The following is a 15,691-nucleotide window of genomic DNA, read 5'->3' as shown; positions in this document are numbered from 1 at the left end:
CCCCGGGCGCGGCAGGGCCGCGTCACTCATCGTGCATAGGCGCAATTCGGCCCCTTGGGCGCGTGACGCGTCGGATCGGCCTTGCCGCGGCGCGTCCGTATGCCGACACTGCGCTCGCTGGTCCTGCCTCGGCAGGCTTGATCCCACTCCGACAAAGGTGTATCGATGAACCAAACCAACTCCTCCGCCACGCGGCAAGCCCCTCCCCTGTTCGCCTTGCCCCTGCAGCGAGGCGCCGCCATCCCGTTGGGGCGGTGGCTGGGACTGGGCTTGCTACTTATTTTCGGCCTGGGCATCTGGTCGAATTTCTGGCTGCAGGAACAAGTATTTGCCGCGCCGGGTTTCCTCTTGCGGGCGGCCGGCATGCCGCTACAGGTGGGGCTGATCGTCATGCTCGGTCTGCTCACGGCCTTGATTGGTCTGGCTATCGCGGCAGCCCTGCGCGGCCTGTATGGCGAGCAGCACCCCATCCTGAGCCGCTGCTACGTGGCGCTGGTGGCGGCGGCGCTGGCAACCAGCCTGTTCGAAGGCACGCTAGTGCTGGCCATGCGCAGCCTGAGTATCGCCTTCCTCAACGCCGGCGCAGACGGCAATGTCTATGAGCCGGTGCGCGCCATGCTGGCGGGACTGCGTAACGGCGTGCACTTTCCGGACAAACTGCTAGGCGGACTCGGCGTGACCCTGATGTATCTGTTGCTGTACCGCGCCCGGGCAATCCCGCGCCTGCTGGGGCTAGCCGGGATGCTGGCTGGCGTGCTGCAGTGGATCGCCGTCGCGCGCGAACTGTTTGGCCTGGATGTGATGCACGCCTTGCTGATTCCGCTGGGCCTTGTGTACCCGCTGACCGGGCTGTGGCTCTTGCTGCGGGGCCTGGCGCCGCGGCCTGCCGGTCGTTGATGCTGTCGTCCTCGCAGAGCTTGCAATGAGATGCAGCCTATTAATAGTTTGTATCTATTGATTCGGTTGAAATATTTTACTTCCTTTTGTAAATGAGAATCGTTACTATCTAAATCAAGGATAAGCGAATTCAACAGAAAGGAGCATCCCTTGTTCACCGCCATCAAAACATTTAGCCAGGTCTGCACGCATATGTCGATCGCCTTCGGCCTCGCCTATTTGCTGACGGGGTCGCTCGCGCTCGGTGGCTTGGCCGCCATCATCGAACCGATCATCAATGTGGGCTTGCTGCCATGGCATGAAAAAGCCTGGCACGCGATCCGCCGCCGCCATGCCGCCAGCCGCGTGGGCTTTGCCGCCCTGGCCGGCGAAAAGCTGAGCCAGACGGCCTTGCACATGGGCGTGGCCTTCGGCGTCATGTACTGGGCCACGGGTTCCATGGCGTTCGGCGGCTTGCTGGCCGTGGTCGAGCCGATCTGCAATGTGATTGTGCTGCCCTTCCACGACCGGCTGTGGGAAAAAGTCCGCTTTCGCCTGGAAAGCCGGGGCGCGGCGCCGCTGGCTACGATGCCCACCTGATACTTTTCACCCAAGAACAAGGACTAGGGTCGGACCCGCCGGGTCCGACCCTGGCTTCTTGTCGCTGGCCAAAGCCGTTATGGTGGCCGGTTTCAGCTTTCTGCAAGGCATGCTTACACCTTGCCCGCCCACACGGGTGGCCGCCTTTGGCCCCATGGCGCCGCCCGTTCCAGTTGCCCTGCCAGGCGCAGCAGGACGCCATCCCTGGCGTAGCCTGCCATGAATTGCATGCCTATCGGCAAGCCTTCCTCCGACATGGCCAGCGGCACGGACATGGCCGGCAAGCCCGCCACGTTTGCCAGCGGGGTGTACGGTGAATGCTCGAACAGGCGCGCCGTCCAGCCCAACCCATCGAGTGTTTCCTCGTCCTCGCCATAGCGCCCCAGCTGCCAAGGCACATCCGGCATGGTGGGCGTCAGCAAGACGTCGTATTGCTCAAACAAGGCGCCTGCGTGGCGCGTGACCGTGTTGCGCACGTCGAGGGCGGCGACGAAATCGACGGCCGAGACCATCTGCCCATGGCGGTAGCAGGCCAGGGTCGCCGGCTCCAGGGTATCGCGAGACACATCGCGGCCGCTCTCGCGCGCCAGGCTGTCTATCCATGGCACCAGATTGGCGCACCAGATGCTGGCATTGGCGTGCACGAACGCGTCCCACGACACGCCCAGCGCGGGTGCTACTTCTTCCACGTGGTGGCCCAGGCTTTCCAGCAGGCGCACGGTAATGTCAAGCGCGCCATCGATGGCGGGCGCGGGACGGGCGCCATTGCTGGCTGCGCGCTGCACGCCGATGCGCAAGGTGCCCGGCGCCACACTCACCTGCGACAGCCAGCTGTGGCCGGGAGGACTCGTCAGATAGGGTTCACCGGGTAGTACTGCCTGCGTGCAATCGAGCAAGGCGGCGCTGTCGCGCACGGTGCGGCTCACGCCCAGTTGCACGCCCAGGCCGCTGAAAATCTCGTCCATGGCAGGGCCGTTCGACACTCTTCCCCGGCTCGGTTTGAAGCCGAACAGGCCCGTGGAGGCGGCTGGAACGCGGATGGAACCGGCTGCGTCCGTCGCATGGGCCAGCGGCACGATGCCGGCCGCCACGGCTGCCGCTGCGCCGCCGCTGGAGCCGCCCGCGCTCAAGCTGACGTTCCACGGGTTGCGCGTGGCGCCGTACAAGACCGGTTCCGTGGTGGTGGCAAAGGCCATTTCAGGCGTGCTGGTGCGGCCGAACGTCACCAGTCCTGCCTGACGGAACTGCGTCATCAGATGGGAATCGACGGGCGCGACATGGCCGGCACCCAGGCGGCTGCCCGCTTCGCTGCGCTGGCCCGCCATTGTCACGGCCACATCCTTGATCAGGAATGGCACGCCGGCAAACGGCGCCGCATGGTCAATCTTGGAAAAATCCGCTGGCCACAGCTCGACCACGGCGTTGAGGCGCGGGTTGACTGCGGCGCAGGCGCGCACGGCCGCGTCGTGCAATTCGGCGGCCGAGACGGCGCCAGTGCGCAGCAGTTGCGCCAGTCCTAAACCATCAAAGCTTGTATATTCATGGAGTTGCATCGCTTAGTTCCTGTAATAGATAAAGAGTGGGTATCACAGAAACTACTCTAAGCCTTGCGCTATCATAGTGGAAATGAATAGATGATATACAAGGTATAGCCATGAACAATTTGCGCAAGCTGGACTTGAACCTGCTGCTGACCCTGAACGCGCTGTTAATTGAACGCAACGTCACACGGGCGGCCGCGCGGCTGCACCTGAGCCAGCCTTCCGTCAGCGTCCAGCTGGGCAAGCTGCGCAAGGCTTTCGGCGATCCCTTGCTCTTGCCCGGTCCGCGCGGCATGCTGCCCACAGCGCGCGCGCTGGCCTTGTTTGAACCACTGCAAGCCGTGTTGGCCCAGCTGGAGCAAGTCTTGCAGCCAGGACAGGCGTTCGAGCCGGCCACGGCCCAGGTGTGCTGGAACCTGGCGGCGGCCGATGCCACCGAATATGCGATTTTGCTGCCCCTGCTGCCGTCCCTGCGCGCGCAGGCGCCCTTGTCGCGCATGGCCGTGTTCGAAGCCGTGCCGGCGCGCATGGCGCAAGACCTGGAAAGCGGCCAGGTCGACCTGGGCTTTTTGGCGCAGGAGGAAGCGCCGCCCGGCTTGCGCCACCGCAGCCTGTTTACCGAGCACTATGTGCTGGCAGGCCGCCACGATCACCCGCTGCTGCAGGCACCGCCCGACCTCGATCAGTTTTGCGCGCTGGAATTCATCGTCGTCTCGCCCAACGGCGGCGGGTTTCGCAGCAACGTCGATACGGCCTTGCAGCAGCGGGGCCGCACGCGCAAAGTGGTGCTGTCCGTGCCGCATTTCCTCATTGTCCCGCCCCTGCTGGCGGCGTCCGACATGGTGGCCCTGCTGCCGTCGCGCCTGCTGAAGAATGCGCTGGGCGCGCTGCGCACGTGGGAGCCGCCCGTCACCTTGCCCGATTACGAGATGGCCATGGTCTGGCACGAGCGCATGCATCTGGATCCGGCGCACCGCTGGCTGCGCGAGCGCATCATGGCCAGCTTGCAGCCTGCCTTACACGATTTTCTAGTGTGAAACACTAGGGAAGATTACCTAGTTGATCGAAAGAAACTCCCAATTTTCGCCGTGGTGACGAATGCGTAAGCTTGCGCTTAATAATAAAGGGTCACCATGAACGCCATTTCCATCCTGCATCGCGGTGCGCACCGCTCTCTTGCCTCTATCTTTGCGACAACTACCTGGCTGGCGACAATGCTGCTACTCTTGGGCATGCTGGCCGTTTGCGCCAACGTCTGGGCCGCGCCCGCCATGCCCGCCGCCTCTGCCAAACTGATCAAGCGCGGTGAATATGTCGCCCGCCTGGGCGACTGCGTGGCTTGCCACACCAGCCCGAACGGCGCCTCCATGGCCGGCGGTCTGGAGCTGAAAACGCCGTTCGGCACCATTTACAGCACAAATATCACGCCCGACGCCAAGACAGGCCTGGGCACGTACACCTTCGTGCAATTCGACCGCGCCATGCGCAAGGGCGTGGCGGCTGATGGGCACAAGCTTTATCCGGCCATGCCCTACCCTTCCTACGCGAAGATCACGCCGGACGACATGCAAGCGCTGTACGCCTACCTGCAACGGGGCGTGGCGCCCGTGGCGCAGCAAAACCGCGAAACGGACATGAAATGGCCATTTAGCATGCGCTGGGGCTTGTCCTTGTGGAATGCCGTCTTCCTCGACGATGCGCCATTCAAGCCCGACAGCGCCAAGTCGGCCATGTGGAACCGGGGCAGCTACCTCGCCCAGGGCCTCGGCCATTGCGGCTCCTGCCACACGCCGCGCGGCGTGGCCTTCCAGGAAAAAACCATGAGCCAGGATGGCAGCAGCGGCAAGCAATACCTGGCCGGCTTCACGTTCGACGGCTGGCATGCGGTGAACCTTCGCAATCTGTGGACGCCGGGTGACATCGTGCAATTGCTCAAGACGGGCCGCAACAGTTTCGGCACGGCGGCCGGCAGCATGACGGAAGTCATCACCCACAGCACGCAATACTTTACGGATGGCGACCTCGATGCGCTGGCGCATTACCTGCACGGCTTGCCGGCCAAGGACGGGACTGGCGCGCCGCCGAAGAAAACGGCGCCCCTGGTGGCGGCCAGCAACGATGCGCTGTACAACACGCGCGGCGGCCTCGGCTACCTGCAGTTTTGCGCTACCTGCCACCGCCGCGACGGCCGTGGCGTAGAAAACATCTTCCCGCCGCTGGCGCAAAATGACACGGTGCAGTCGAAGGACGCCACTTCCGTCATCCATATCGCGCTGACGGGCTGGCAGTCGGCCGTCACTCAGCACTCGCCCCGTTCCTTCGGCATGCCTTCATATGACCGCCTGTCGGACACGGAACTGGCGGAAATCCTCACCTTTGTGCGCGGCAAGTGGGGTAACCATGGCGCCCCCGTCACGCCCGCGCAGATCGCCAGGGTGCGCAAGGAGCTCAAGCGCAAGGCGCCGGACGCGGGCGGCTTCGTCACGCCCCGCTTCGCCGCCCTGACGGCCGATCCGAATGCCAGCCAGCTGATCCACGGCATGCAGCTGATGACGGAAACGCGCGCGCGCCTGCCCCAAAACGTGGGCAACGACCTCAATTGCAGCAGTTGCCACCTGAATGGCGGCACCGTGGCCGACGGTTCGCCCTTCCTCGGCATTGCCGCCTTCTTCCCGTCGGAAGCACCGCGTGCCGGCAAGGTCATCAGCCTGAGCGAGCGCATCAATGGCTGCTTCCGCCGCTCCATGCACGGCAAGCCGCTGCCCGTGGACGGCCCCGACCTGCAGGCGATGGTCGCCTACATCGACTGGATGAAGGGCGCCACGCAAGCGAACGACAAGGTACCGGGACGGGGCGTGGCGAAGATAGCCCGCAATCTGCTGCCCAATGCCGTGCATGGCAAAAAAGTGTATGCCGAGCAATGCGCCGTCTGCCATGGCGCGAATGGCGAGGGCATCAAGGGCGCCAACGGCGTGGTTGCATTCCCGCCGCTGTGGGGCGAGCGTTCGTTCAATATCGGCGCCGGCATGGCCCGCACTTACACGGCGGCCGGCTTCGTCAAGGCGAACATGGTGATGGGCCACGGTCAGAAATTCCCGCTGGGCCAGGGCAACCTGTCCGACCAGGATGCCGTCGACGTGGCCGAATATTTTACGCACATGCCGCGCCCGGACTTCCCCGACAAAGTCAAGGATTGGCCGAAGGGCGGCAAGCCCAAGGATGCGCGCTACTGACGCCCTATCAAAGTCAAATATTTATGGGCCTGTGTATGCGAGCAAACAGAAGAATGTGGCGTTGGCGGCAATGATGGGGCACACTCACCTATTACAAGGAAAAGCCATGTTCGCCATTCCACGCCCACCCCTGCCCTACGAGCCACGCTACGAGTTTGAAGAGGAAGGCGAGCAGGAGACGTGCGCGCACCTGCTGCAAACCCTGCACGGCATTTCCGCCACCACCTATGCCGACTCGGGCCATGCCACGCGCAGCGTGCATGCGAAAAGCCACGGCTTGCTGCGCGCCCGCCTGCAGGTGCTCGATGGCCTGGCGCCCGAGCTGGCGCAAGGCCTGTTCGCCACACCGGCCAGCTACGACGTGGTGATGCGCATCTCCACCATCCCTGGCGACATGCTTGACGACAAGGTGTCCGTGCCGCGTGGCATGGCCATCAAAGTGATCGGCGTACCGGGCACGCAGCTGTCCAGCCTGGAACCGGACGATGGCACGGAGCCCGCCAGTACGCAGGATTTCGTGCTCGTCAACGGCCCCGCCTTCCTCGCACCTAGCGCGAAAAAGTTCCTCGGCAGTTTGAAGCTGCTGGCCAGCACCACGGATAAAGTCCCGCGTCTGAAACAGGCACTGTCGACCGTACTGCAGGGGGCGGAAAAGGCGCTCGAAGCAGTGGGCGGCGAAAGCGGTACGCTGAAAAGCCTGGGAGGCCATCCGGAAACTCATGTGCTGGGCGAAACCTACTATAGCCAGGCGCCCATTTTATATGGGGCCTACATGGCCAAAGTGGCGCTGGTGCCCGTGTTGCCGGAACTGTCAGCCCTGAAAGATGCGCCTGTGGACCTGGATGACAAGCCGAATGGCTTGCGCGACGCCGTCGTGGCCTACTTTGCCCGCCATGCCGCCACCTGGGAAGTGCGTATCCAGCTGTGCCGCGACATCGCCAGCATGCCGCTGGAAGACGCCTCCGTCGCCTGGCCCGAGGAAGACAGCCCGTATCTTTCCGTGGCGCGCATCACGGCCCCGCCGCAGGCGGGCTGGAGCGAAGCACTGTCGCGCGCCGTCGATGACGGCATGGCCTTTAGTCCCTGGCATGGCCTGCTGGCACATCGCCCCCTCGGTTCCATCATGCGCGTGCGCAAGGCCGCGTATGCGATGTCGGCCCATTTCCGCTTCGAGCGCACGGGCACAGTGGCCCGCGAACCGCACAATCTTGACGATTTCCCAAGCCATTGACACCCCCTCATGCACAGCGACAAGCCCACGAATGACAAACCAGTCCCTTCCGACACCTGGCTGGGCAAGCTGGGGCCGGGCCTGATCACGGGCGCGGCCGACGACGACCCCAGCGGCATCGCCACGTATTCGCAGGCGGGCGCCCAGTTCGGCTTCGGCATGCTGTGGACCGTATGCCTGACGTTTCCCCTGATGCTGGGCATCCAGGTCATCAGCGCCAAGATCGGCCGCGTCAGCGGCCATGGGCTGGCGACGAATATTCGCCGCCACTATCCCCGTTCCTTGTTGTACGCCATCGTCGGCTTGCTGCTGCTGGCCAATGTCATCAATATCGCCGCCGACGTGGCCGCCATGGGCGATGCGTTGACCCTGATCATCGGCGGCCCCACCCATTTGTACGCCGTGGGCTTCGGCCTGCTGTCCCTGCTGCTGCAAGTATTCATTCCCTATCAAAAGTACGTGCGCATCCTGAAATGGCTGACCCTGGGCTTGCTGGCCTATGTGGCCACCGTGCTGACCGTGCACATTCCATGGGGCGAGGTGGCGCTGCGCACCGTCTGGCCTCAGTTCGCCTGGTCGGCCGCCTCGGTGACCATGATCGTGGCCGTGTTCGGCACCACCATCAGTCCCTACTTATTTTTCTGGCAAGCTTCGCAGGAAGTGGAAGACTTGCAGGCGGATTCTGGCGCGCAAGCCTTGCGCCGCACGCCCGAGCAGGCGCCACGGCAATTCCAGCGCATCAAGATGGACACGGCCATCGGCATGGGCTTTTCCAACCTGGTGGCGTTCTTCATCATGCTGACCACGGCCGTGACGCTGGGCGCGCAAGGCATCACGCACATCGACACCTCCGCGCAAGCCGCTTCCGCCCTGCGCCCCATCGCGGGTGAGTTCGCCTTCGCCCTGTTCAGCCTGGGCATCATTGGCACGGGCTTGCTGGCCATTCCCGTGCTGGCCGGCTCGGCCGCCTACGCCATGGCGGGCGCCTTTCACTGGAAAAACAGCCTGGAACTGGCGCCCAAGGCCGCCAAGAAGTTCTACGGCATCATCGTCACGGCCACCGTGATCGGCGCCGCCCTGTGCTTTTCGCCGCTCGACCCCATCAAGGCCCTGTACTGGAGCGCCGTCATCAATGGCGTCATTTCCGTGCCCATCATGGCCCTGATGATGGTGATGGCTTCGCGCCCCGCCATCATGGGCACGCTGACCATTTCGCGACGCCTGCGGGCGCTGGGCTGGCTGTCGACCATCGTCATGGCGACAGCCGTGCTGGCCATGTTCGCCACCATGGCGTTCTGAAGCCTACGCCGCCCTCGGCTTGAGCATGCCTTCCACGATGCCCAGCACGGTCTGGCGGGGCAGCAATCGCGGCAGCCAGGCCAGCAGCCGGTTGGGACGGCCCGCCACGTGGCTGCTGCGGCCCCGGTCCAGCGCGCGCAGCGCTTCATCGACGACGTCTTGCGGCGCCATGCGCTTGCCCACGGCAGCCTCGGGCGCTGCCACCACGTCGAAGAAGGCCGTTTCCGTGGCGCCCGGGCAAAGGGCCAGCACGCGCACACCGCGGCTGCGGTTTTCCGCCCACAGCGCTTCCGAAAACGACAGCACGAAGGCTTTGCTGGCGCCGTAAATCGCCATGTAGGGATCGGGCTGAAGGGCAGCCGTGGACGCCACGTTGATGATGGCGCCCCGCCCTTGCGCCAGCATGTGCGGCAAGGCGCAGTGCGTGAGTTCCATGAGGGCCGTGCAATTGACGGTCACTTCGGCCGCCTGGCGCGCCAGATCGATGCTTTCGAAGCGGCCATGGGTGGCAAAACCCGCGTTATTGATCAGCACGTCGGGCGGCATGCCCAGCGCGCACGCTTGCGCATGGGCGTGGGCGGCCGCGCCGGGCAGGCTCAGATCGGCCACCAGCGTATGCGCGCGGATGCCGTGCCGCCGGGAAAGGTCGGCGGCCAGCGCATCGAGCACGGCGCCCGAGCGGGCCAGCAGCAGCAAATGCGCGCCGCGTGCGGCCAGGGTTTCCGCAAAGACACGGCCGATGCCGGACGAGGCACCTGTGATCAGCACGGTTTGATTGGTGTAATTGAAAGCGGTCATGGCAGCGGTGTGGAGTGAATGGAGTTTTCACTGTAAACTGTGGTCTTTAGTCCACGGTCAAGGGGAATCGATGCGCATCGGAGAAATCACCCGCCTGACGGGCGTCAGCAAGGATACGGTGCGCTTCTACGAGCGCCAGGGACTGCTGGATGAAGCGCCGCAGCCGGGCATGACGAACAACTATAAAGAGTACTCGGCGCAAGCCTTGCGGCGCATCGAGCTGATCGGTCACGCCAAGGCGCTGGGCTTTACCTTGAAGGAAATCGCCGAAGTCATTGCCGTATGGCAGGAAAACGCCCTCGATGCGGCGACCAAGCGGGTCATGCTGGAGACGAAAATCGCCCAGATCGATGAAAAGGCCCGCTCGATGGCCGTGCTGCGCGCCGGTCTCGTCGATGCGCTGGCAAAGGTAGAGACGGGCTGCGAGGACGGTGTGACGATCGCAAGAAATTTACAAGGATAATCAATGACTTATTACACGCAATACCGCCACCTGGCGCTCGAGGGCGCCAAGCCTGCCCCCACGGCACAGCAGATTGCCGCCATCGAAACCTTGCTGGAAGCCCCGCTGCCGCCCGCCTTCCTGGCTTTCCTGCAAGTGGCCAACGGCGCCTGGTTCGACTACACCACGGATGTACCGGACGGCAGTGGTGGCGTGGAAAGAATGGGGTTCAACACCTTCTTCAGCGCCGACGAAGGTGATTTCTGCGATGAAACGCTGGTGGGCGAAATCCGCGCCGCGCGCCAGCATACGGACATGCCGGTGCGCATCCTGCCCTTTGCCCGCGATGGCGGCAATTCCATGGTTTACCTGGATTTGACGCAAGAAGGCGGCGGACGCGTGCTGGCCTATGTGCAAGAGTTGCCCGAGTGGACGGGCAAGCGCGCCCACGGTTTCATCGAACTGGCGCCCTCCTTCGATGCCTGGCTGGACAGCCTGTACATCGACCGCGACACGGTGCTGGACGAACTCGAACACAGCGTCTCGGAGCCATGCCATCTGGATGCGATGGCGGAGTGGCTCGATATCGGCATGCCCGCCTGGCGCCGCGATGCCGGCATCGCCGCCTTGTTTGCTCTGAAACAAGTCGAACTGTGCGCTAACGAACAGGATTAGTCCTACGGGCATGGCCGCGACTGTCCTATGGGTGTGCGCAGGCTGCGGGCTTAACATTGCCATCAGCTTGCAGGAAAAACCATACTTGAAAGGCATCCCATGCGCATCTCGACCACCAGTTCCCGTACCCCCTCCCTGAAAAGCGTGGCCATCGGCGCCGCCGTGGCGCTCTTGAGTGGCATCGCCATCAACAGCATCGCCGCTGCCGCACCGGGCGCGTACGACAAGCAATTCCTCAGCAAGGCTGCCGACGCGGGCAGTACGGAAATCGCCGCCAGCAAGGTGGCGCAAAGCAAGAGCAGCAATCCCGAGGTGAAGAAATTCGCCGACGCCATGGTGACGGAACACGCGAAAGTCGCGGAGGAACTGAAACAGCTGGCCAGCAGCAAGCAGATCGCGGTCAGCGACCAGCCCGGCGCGAAGCACAAGCTACAGATCGACAAGCTGGGCCGGCTGGAAGGCCAGCAATTCGACAAGGAATATGCGGCCAGCATCGGCGTCGCCGCGCACAAGGAGGCCGTGAAACTGTTCACGGATGCCAGCCAGAAAGCCGGCGATCCCGACATCAAGGCTTTTGCCGCGAAAACCTTGCCAACGTTGCAACATCACCTGGATATGGCGAATGCCTTGCAGGCAGCATTGGCGAAATAGGCAACCATACGGGGCGAAATGCGTGCTGTACGTGCTGTACGGCAAGCACTTCCGGTCTTGACATACAATGCGGCAACTCAGTTTCTGGCACCGCCATGACCTCATGCAGCTACTCAAGAAAACCGGCCTGATCGCCGCCGCCATCCTCTTCCTCATCCTGCTGGCAGGCTGGCTGTTCATCAAGGTGGCGGCTGCCCGCAACGCCACCGTGTATGCCCAGCAGTGGAACGAGCAAGGTACGTGCGTGATCAAGACCTATGTGCCGCACTATGGTAACGGCGTGCCGCACACCATCGTGCGCGCACTGAGCACCTCCACGTTTTTTCGTGTCTATCACAAGGATGGCACCTTGCTGGAAAGCACGGAATGGGTGCTGGACATGCATGAAGACGGCATCCTCGACCATGCCCGCTGGGGCCAGAACCAGAACCGCGCCATCTACCCGACCGACATGGGCTATGAAGGCTGGACCTTGCCCGAGTGCGCGTAAGCCAGCCATGATGCCGAAATCTAAGTCTACAGGCCGACGCAGCCCCTGGGTCGACGTGCCATATGAACCCACGCTGTACCATTTCCTCGGCCCCTTCGACGTGTATGACCGCGAACACACGCTGGGCGTGGAACTGGACGCCTGGGACATGAATGATCCTGCCCAGCGCGCGGCGCTGATACGGCGCGATATCACGTCGCAATACAAGGAACTCAGCTACCGGCACCGCCATGCGCTGATGGCCGTGCTGGCGCAGGCGCTACAGGACCCTGATTATGACTTCCAGGCCATCCTCGAACATGACCCGGAGAGTACCTACGCCCTGCCCGCCCGCTGGGATGAGATGGCCGACCCGCGCGCCTTCTTTGCCGATATCTACCGCCTGGCACGGCAAGACTGGCGCGATGACCTGGCGCGCGCGGCGGCGGAAGACCCGTCCAGCTGGTAGGACGGTGTGGATGCCACACTAGCGTATCGATAGTCTGCTGCCCTCTTTCTCCTCTGAAAACTCCATGGTGGCAAGGTGCAAGTGGCGTTGCAAAAACGCCCATCTGAAAAAAAATCTGTTGCACCAGCGCATGCCCGTCGGCATCGCGCTACCATGAACCGTCAGCATTCACCCCACCGCACCGGTTCCCCGCCGGCTTTCCCTGCCGCAATGTGAAGGAGATTCTCATGTCCAAGTTCGCCCCTGCCGTTGGCCTGTCGCTCATGCTTGCCGCCGCCACCCTGCCATCCATCGCCAGCGCTGCCGACGGCGGCGCCACGCGCCCCGATGCCGAAGCCATGGTCAAGAAAGGCGTGGCCTACATCAAGAGCGCCGGCGATGCCAAGGCGTATGGCGAGATCACGGCCAAGTCGCCGCAATTCATCCTGCACGACCTGTACCTGGTCGTCTACAAGCTCGACGGTACGGTCGTCGCGCATGGCGCCAACCCGAAAATGGTGGGCAAGAACTTGATCGAGCTGAAGGATATCGACGGCAAGGCCTTCGTCAAGGAGCGCGTCGACCTGGCCAAGAGCAAGGGTACGTTCTGGCAGGAATACAAATTCACGAATCCGGAAACCAAGAAGATCGAGCCAAAGGTGATGTATTGCGAAAAGCTGTCCGAAACCGTCGTCTGCGGCGGCATCTACCTGTAGCCATCGCCGCGCCGCCAGTGGCGCGACGGCACACCGATCTCGCAACGAATTTCTCAACGATACAGGCCCCGATGAAAATCGCACAGAAGATGTTGATCGTCCCGGTGGTCGCTCTGGCTTGCCTGCTGGCCATGGGGGCCTTGTCTTACTTCGCCATGCAGCAGAACGAGCAGCGCATGCGTGACCTGAAAGACGTCACCCTGACGGCCGAGCGGCTTGCCAACCAGCAAGCTATCGCCCTGGGCCAGGTGCATGCCGACGTGTATGCGAAGATTGCCATCGCCGCCAGTCTGTCGGACGAGCAGTTCAAGCAATTCGGCGCGCAAACGGATGGCCAGCTGAACGCCATCGTGCAAGGCTTGACGGAACTCAAGAAATTTTCTGGCGCGGCCACGGAAGCAAGCCAGGCCCTGCCGGGCGTCGAGCGCTACCGAGCCAGCGTGGCGCAGGCACTGGATCTGGCCTCGATGGACCCGAATACGGGTGTGGCAGCGATGCAAAATGCCGCCACGCACTACCAGCAGGTGCGCGGGCAGCTGCACCAGGTGCTGCTCAATCTCGACCATCGCACTGTCGATGCGCTGCAGGAGACAAAAAATGCGGGCCAGCGCGCCGGCTGGCTGTCGCTGGGCACCATGGCCATCGGCTTTGCCCTGCTGGCCCTGATCGCCATCTGGGTGGCGCGCTCCGTGGTCGGCCCCATCGACGAAGCGTACCGCGCCGCCGAAAGCCTGGCCGCCGGCGACCTGACCATGCGCATCGATGCCCGGGGCGACGACGAGGTGGGCAAGCTGTCGCGGGCACTGGCTACCGTGGTGAAAAACTGGAGTACCTTATTGGGCGAGATACGCCAGGCGGGCTCCACCATCACGGTGGAAGCGAGCGAAATCGCGCTGGGCAATGCTGACTTGTCGGCCCGCACGGAGTCGCAAGCCCATTCCTTGCAGGAAACGGCAACCTCCATGCATGCCTTGACCGATACCGTGCGCGAAAACGCCAGCCATGCGCACCAGGCCAACCAAATGGTGCTGTCGACCTCGAACGTGGCGCTGGAAGGCGGCCGCGTGGTGGGCCAGGTAGTCGAGACCATGGGTTCGATCAAGGCCAGTTCCGGGCGCATCGTCGATATCATCGCCGTCATCGACGGCATTGCCTTCCAGACCAACATCCTTGCCCTGAACGCGGCCGTGGAAGCGGCGCGCGCGGGCGAACAGGGGCGCGGCTTTGCCGTCGTCGCCACCGAAGTGCGGGGCCTGGCCCAGCGCTCGGCCACGGCGGCGCGCGAAATCAAGCAGCTGATCGAGGATTCCGTTGCCAGGATAGAAACGGGCAGCGAGCTGGCCGACAGCGCCGGGCGCACCATGGGCGACATCGTCGCGTCCGTCCAGCAGGTGACGGCGATCATGAACGACATCACGGCGGCCAGCCAGCGCCAGAGCAAGGGCATCGAGGAAGTCAACAATGCCATCACGGAAATGGACGAATTGACCCAGCGCAATGCCGCCCTGGTCGAGCAATCGGCCGCTGCCGCGCAAAGCATGCAGGACCAGGCGCATGATTTGCTCAGGGTAGTCGACGCCTTCCGCCTGGGCGATGGCGGCCCGCCGCTGTTGCCGCGTTAGTGGCGTTGCGGCAACGCGGCCTTGGCGCAGGCCAGCATCTTATTGCCCGCCTCAGCCAGCGCGGGGTCCGGGTCCGCCTGCAAGACGCTGCCCCTGCTGTTCTGGTCATCGTAACTGCCCAGCATGGCCGCATACAGCGAGGCCTGGTCCTGCAGGCGCCAGGTGGCGCTGCGGGAATTGCTGGGCGCGGCAGGCATACTGGCGCTGAAGTAACTATACAGGCCGCCGACCTGTTTCTTGTGCAGCCATTCCATCAATTGCACGATGCGGTACTGTTCCAGCAGGGTCAATTCGCTGACATTGACGCCGGACAGGGTGTAATACAGTTCCAATCGGGCCATCCAGTTGCCCTTTGCGCCAGCCGCCACCAGCGCATCCCAGGCGGGGCCGGAGCGTACGCTGCGCACGGCGCGCGGCGCGCCTATCCAGGCGTCAACGGCGGCCTGGTCCGGCACGGGGCCGTAGTGGCCGGGTGCGCGGCAGACGAACTGGCGCGCGTCTGGCCCACCATCCTTGAGCGCGTTGCTAATCTGCGCGGCAACCTTGTCGCCTATGCCCAGCAGGCGCTTGCCATAGCCTTCCAGGGTCCAGCTCGACGGCAGGCGCCCCAGCCAGGCCAGTGCATCGTCGTTGGCCCTTGCCGCCACCGCATAGGCGGCGATCCTGGCCTGCATCTTGGCGTCCTTCTGCTGCTCCGCCAGCTTGAGCGCATCCTGCTCTTCGTCATAGCGGCTCGTGGTTTTGGCCAGTTGCATGCATTGCTGGAAGGCGTCAGGGGCGCCCAGCCAGCATTGCGCGGGGACCTTCAGCTGCCAGCGCATGCTGACGGTTTTCAGGATATAGTTTTCTTCGCCCTCCTCCGCCTTGACATAGGCGCGGCCATCGGCCTTCGTCACCCCCTTCGTCAGCTGCTTGCCGCCAGCCGTGCTCCAGGTGTACGGGTCATCGTCCTGCGGCACGCCGGGCACGGCGTACAGGGTCAGGTAATGGCCAGCAGCGGCAGGCGGATCGGCCGCATGGCTTAGCGGCGACAGCAGGGATAAGGTCAGCAGAGTTCTTCCAGGTAGCAGTTTCAGCATGCAGTCATCGG

The 15,691-nt window shown here is 63.6% G+C and carries 16 protein-coding genes; 13 read left to right on the top strand and 3 right to left on the bottom strand.

Features of this window, described 5'->3' with window-relative positions; all coding sequences use genetic code 11:
• The first annotated feature begins 165 nt into the window (after positions 1–165).
• Both ACQ4WZ_RS09330 and ACQ4WZ_RS09325 read left to right on the top strand, forming a co-directional pair.
• The gene (locus ACQ4WZ_RS09330) at positions 166–897 is read left to right on the top strand and encodes a DUF4386 family protein (protein ID WP_436573206.1); all 732 of its coding nucleotides are present in this window, start codon (positions 166–168) and stop codon (positions 895–897) included.
• A 150-nt stretch (positions 898–1,047) separates the two neighbouring features.
• The gene (locus ACQ4WZ_RS09325) at positions 1,048–1,476 is read left to right on the top strand and encodes a DUF2061 domain-containing protein (protein ID WP_436573205.1); all 429 of its coding nucleotides are present in this window, start codon (positions 1,048–1,050) and stop codon (positions 1,474–1,476) included.
• 113 nt (positions 1,477–1,589) lie between these two features.
• Here the strand turns inward: ACQ4WZ_RS09325 and ACQ4WZ_RS09320 are convergent, their stop codons facing one another.
• Positions 1,590–3,029: an amidase gene (locus tag ACQ4WZ_RS09320; RefSeq protein ID WP_436573204.1), complete on the bottom strand. Its 1,440-nt coding sequence runs from the start codon at positions 3,027–3,029 to the stop codon at positions 1,590–1,592.
• Positions 3,030–3,130: 101 nt separating this feature from the next.
• Between ACQ4WZ_RS09320 and ACQ4WZ_RS09315 the strand changes: the two genes are divergently transcribed.
• From ACQ4WZ_RS09315 to ACQ4WZ_RS09300, 4 genes are all read left to right on the top strand, one after another.
• The gene (locus ACQ4WZ_RS09315; RefSeq protein ID WP_436573203.1) at positions 3,131–4,054 is read left to right on the top strand and encodes a LysR family transcriptional regulator; all 924 of its coding nucleotides are present in this window, start codon (positions 3,131–3,133) and stop codon (positions 4,052–4,054) included.
• Between the two features lie 177 nt (positions 4,055–4,231).
• Positions 4,232–6,250: a c-type cytochrome gene (locus ACQ4WZ_RS09310; protein ID WP_436573202.1), complete on the top strand. Its 2,019-nt coding sequence runs from the start codon at positions 4,232–4,234 to the stop codon at positions 6,248–6,250.
• Positions 6,251–6,356: 106 nt separating this feature from the next.
• On the top strand, positions 6,357–7,481 hold the full coding sequence (locus ACQ4WZ_RS09305) for a catalase family protein (RefSeq protein ID WP_436573201.1): 1,125 nt from the start codon (positions 6,357–6,359) through the stop codon (positions 7,479–7,481).
• 9 nt (positions 7,482–7,490) lie between these two features.
• A complete protein-coding gene (locus ACQ4WZ_RS09300; RefSeq protein WP_436573200.1) occupies positions 7,491–8,780 on the top strand; it encodes an NRAMP family divalent metal transporter in 1,290 nt (429 codons plus the stop codon).
• 3 nt (positions 8,781–8,783) lie between these two features.
• On the opposite strand, the gene ACQ4WZ_RS09295 is transcribed toward ACQ4WZ_RS09300, so the two are convergent.
• Positions 8,784–9,578 (bottom strand): SDR family NAD(P)-dependent oxidoreductase, encoded by a 795-nt coding sequence (locus ACQ4WZ_RS09295; RefSeq protein ID WP_436573199.1) that lies wholly within the window; start codon positions 9,576–9,578, stop codon positions 8,784–8,786.
• A 70-nt stretch (positions 9,579–9,648) separates the two neighbouring features.
• On the opposite strand from ACQ4WZ_RS09295, the gene ACQ4WZ_RS09290 reads away from it, so the two are divergent.
• From ACQ4WZ_RS09290 to ACQ4WZ_RS09260, 7 genes are all read left to right on the top strand, one after another.
• Positions 9,649–10,041, top strand: a complete 393-nt coding sequence (locus ACQ4WZ_RS09290) for a MerR family transcriptional regulator (RefSeq protein ID WP_436573198.1) — start codon at positions 9,649–9,651, stop codon at positions 10,039–10,041.
• 3 nt (positions 10,042–10,044) lie between these two features.
• Positions 10,045–10,695 carry an SMI1/KNR4 family protein gene (locus ACQ4WZ_RS09285; protein WP_133991538.1) on the top strand — a complete coding sequence of 217 codons (651 nt, stop codon included), beginning with the start codon at positions 10,045–10,047 and terminating at the stop codon, positions 10,693–10,695.
• Between the two features lie 99 nt (positions 10,696–10,794).
• Entirely contained in the window at positions 10,795–11,346 is a 552-nt protein-coding gene (locus ACQ4WZ_RS09280) for a DUF4142 domain-containing protein (protein ID WP_133991536.1), read from the top strand.
• Between the two features lie 103 nt (positions 11,347–11,449).
• Positions 11,450–11,836, top strand: a complete 387-nt coding sequence (locus ACQ4WZ_RS09275) for a hypothetical protein (protein WP_436573197.1) — start codon at positions 11,450–11,452, stop codon at positions 11,834–11,836.
• A gap of 7 nt (positions 11,837–11,843) precedes the next feature.
• Positions 11,844–12,284, top strand: coding sequence for a hypothetical protein (locus tag ACQ4WZ_RS09270; RefSeq protein ID WP_436573196.1), 441 nt, complete (start codon positions 11,844–11,846; stop codon positions 12,282–12,284).
• Between the two features lie 227 nt (positions 12,285–12,511).
• Positions 12,512–12,979: a cache domain-containing protein gene (locus ACQ4WZ_RS09265; protein WP_436573195.1), complete on the top strand. Its 468-nt coding sequence runs from the start codon at positions 12,512–12,514 to the stop codon at positions 12,977–12,979.
• Positions 12,980–13,050: 71 nt separating this feature from the next.
• Positions 13,051–14,601: a methyl-accepting chemotaxis protein gene (locus tag ACQ4WZ_RS09260; protein ID WP_243858076.1), complete on the top strand. Its 1,551-nt coding sequence runs from the start codon at positions 13,051–13,053 to the stop codon at positions 14,599–14,601.
• On the opposite strand, the gene ACQ4WZ_RS09255 is transcribed toward ACQ4WZ_RS09260, so the two are convergent.
• A complete protein-coding gene (locus ACQ4WZ_RS09255; protein WP_436573194.1) occupies positions 14,598–15,680 on the bottom strand; it encodes a hypothetical protein in 1,083 nt (360 codons plus the stop codon). The genes ACQ4WZ_RS09260 and ACQ4WZ_RS09255 overlap by 4 nt on opposite strands.
• Positions 15,681–15,691: the final 11 nt, after the last annotated feature.

Source organism: Janthinobacterium darwini, from assembly GCF_051380905.1.
Classification (GTDB): Bacteria; Pseudomonadota; Gammaproteobacteria; order Burkholderiales; family Burkholderiaceae_D; genus Janthinobacterium.
The sequence above is the reverse complement of the archived record's forward strand: the minus strand, read 5'-3'. Positions and strand labels throughout refer to the sequence as shown.